Raw genomic sequence first — 3,122 nt, forward strand, 5'->3', positions numbered from 1 at the left:
CGTTCTTTAAAAATTTGGGTATGTGATAGAAAGATAGACTGAACGTTACTTTCACTGGTAACGGATCAGGCTAAGGTAAAATTTGTGAGTTCTCTTAATCGAGAAATTCGAATTTTCGGCGAATGTTGTCTTCACAGTATAACCAGATTGCTTGGGGTTATATGGTCAAGTGAAGAAGCGCATACGGTGGATGCCTTGGCAGTCAGAGGCGATGAAAGACGTGGTAGCCTGCGAAAAGCTTCGGGGAGTCGGCAAACAGACTTTGATCCGGAGATGTCTGAATGGGGGAACCCAGCCATCATAAGATGGTTATCTTAAGCTGAATACATAGGCTTAAGAGGCGAACCAGGGGAACTGAAACATCTAAGTACCCTGAGGAAAAGAAATCAACCGAGATTCCCTTAGTAGTGGCGAGCGAACGGGGACTAGCCCTTAAGTGGCTTTGAGATTAGCGGAACGCTCTGGAAAGTGCGGCCATAGTGGGTGATAGCCCTGTACGCGAAAATCTCTTAGTCATGAAATCGAGTAGGACGGAGCACGAGAAACTTTGTCTGAATATGGGGGGACCATCCTCCAAGGCTAAATACTACTGACTGACCGATAGTGAACTAGTACCGTGAGGGAAAGGCGAAAAGAACCCCGGAGAGGGGAGTGAAATAGATCCTGAAACCGTATGCGTACAAGCAGTGGGAGCCTACTTGTTAGGTGACTGCGTACCTTTTGTATAATGGGTCAGCGACTTATTTTCAGTGGCGAGCTTAACCGAATAGGGGAGGCGTAGCGAAAGCGAGTCTTAATAGGGCGTCTAGTCGCTGGGAATAGACCCGAAACCGGGCGATCTATCCATGGGCAGGTTGAAGGTTGGGTAACACTAACTGGAGGACCGAACCGACTACCGTTGAAAAGTTAGCGGATGACCTGTGGATCGGAGTGAAAGGCTAATCAAGCTCGGAGATAGCTGGTTCTCCTCGAAAGCTATTTAGGTAGCGCCTCATGTATCACTGTAGGGGGTAGAGCACTGTTTCGGCTAGGGGGTCATCCCGACTTACCAAACCGATGCAAACTCCGAATACCTACAAGTGCCGAGCATGGGAGACACACGGCGGGTGCTAACGTCCGTCGTGAAAAGGGAAACAACCCAGACCGTCAGCTAAGGTCCCAAAGTTATGGTTAAGTGGGAAACGATGTGGGAAGGCTTAGACAGCTAGGAGGTTGGCTTAGAAGCAGCCACCCTTTAAAGAAAGCGTAATAGCTCACTAGTCGAGTCGGCCTGCGCGGAAGATGTAACGGGGCTCAAACCATACACCGAAGCTACGGGTATCACGTAAGTGATGCGGTAGAGGAGCGTTCTGTAAGCCTGTGAAGGTGAGTTGAGAAGCTTGCTGGAGGTATCAGAAGTGCGAATGCTGACATGAGTAACGACAATGGGTGTGAAAAACACCCACGCCGAAAGACCAAGGTTTCCTGCGCAACGTTAATCGACGCAGGGTTAGTCGGTCCCTAAGGCGAGGCTGAAAAGCGTAGTCGATGGAAAACAGGTTAATATTCCTGTACTTCTGGTTATTGCGATGGAGGGACGGAGAAGGCTAGGCCAGCTTGGCGTTGGTTGTCCAAGTTTAAGGTGGTAGGCTGGAATCTTAGGTAAATCCGGGATTCTAAGGCCGAGAGCTGATGACGAGTTATCTTTTAGATAACGAAGTGGTTGATGCCATGCTTCCAAGAAAAGCTTCTAAGCTTCAGGTAACCAGGAACCGTACCCCAAACCGACACAGGTGGTTGGGTAGAGAATACCAAGGCGCTTGAGAGAACTCGGGTGAAGGAACTAGGCAAAATGGCACCGTAACTTCGGGAGAAGGTGCGCCGGTGAGGGTGAAGGACTTGCTCCGTAAGCTCATGCCGGTCGAAGATACCAGGCCGCTGCGACTGTTTATTAAAAACACAGCACTCTGCAAACACGAAAGTGGACGTATAGGGTGTGACGCCTGCCCGGTGCCGGAAGGTTAATTGATGGGGTTAGCTAACGCGAAGCTCTTGATCGAAGCCCCGGTAAACGGCGGCCGTAACTATAACGGTCCTAAGGTAGCGAAATTCCTTGTCGGGTAAGTTCCGACCTGCACGAATGGCGTAACGATGGCGGCGCTGTCTCCACCCGAGACTCAGTGAAATTGAAATCGCTGTGAAGATGCAGTGTATCCGCGGCTAGACGGAAAGACCCCGTGAACCTTTACTATAGCTTTGCACTGGACTTTGAATTTGCTTGTGTAGGATAGGTGGGAGGCTTTGAAGCGTGGACGCCAGTTCGCGTGGAGCCAACCTTGAAATACCACCCTGGCAACTTTGAGGTTCTAACTCAGGTCCGTTATCCGGATCGAGGACAGTGTATGGTGGGTAGTTTGACTGGGGCGGTCTCCTCCTAAAGAGTAACGGAGGAGTACGAAGGTGCGCTCAGACCGGTCGGAAATCGGTCGTAGAGTATAAAGGCAAAAGCGCGCTTGACTGCGAGACAGACACGTCGAGCAGGTACGAAAGTAGGTCTTAGTGATCCGGTGGTTCTGTATGGAAGGGCCATCGCTCAACGGATAAAAGGTACTCCGGGGATAACAGGCTGATACCGCCCAAGAGTTCATATCGACGGCGGTGTTTGGCACCTCGATGTCGGCTCATCACATCCTGGGGCTGAAGCCGGTCCCAAGGGTATGGCTGTTCGCCATTTAAAGTGGTACGCGAGCTGGGTTTAGAACGTCGTGAGACAGTTCGGTCCCTATCTGCCGTGGACGTTTGAGATTTGAGAGGGGCTGCTCCTAGTACGAGAGGACCGGAGTGGACGAACCTCTGGTGTTCCGGTTGTCACGCCAGTGGCATTGCCGGGTAGCTATGTTCGGAATAGATAACCGCTGAAAGCATCTAAGCGGGAAACTAGCCTCAAGATGAGATCTCACTGGAACCTTGAGTTCCCTGAAGGGCCGTCGAAGACTACGACGTTGATAGGTTGGGTGTGTAAGCGCTGTGAGGCGTTGAGCTAACCAATACTAATTGCCCGTGAGGCTTGACCATATAACACCCAAGCAATTTGATGCTCCTCGTTGAAAAGACGAAAGAGACCAGATTGCGGTGTGTGAAGA

Annotated in this window: 1 rRNA gene; it reads left to right on the forward strand. The window is 50.8% G+C overall.

The features are described 5' to 3' along the window. Positions 1–163 precede the first annotated feature (163 nt). Positions 164–3,054, forward strand: a 23S ribosomal RNA gene (locus AC0IYH_RS28915). The last annotated feature ends 68 nt before the right edge of the window (positions 3,055–3,122 follow it).

Source organism: Pseudomonas sp. AC463 (assembly GCF_979253585.1).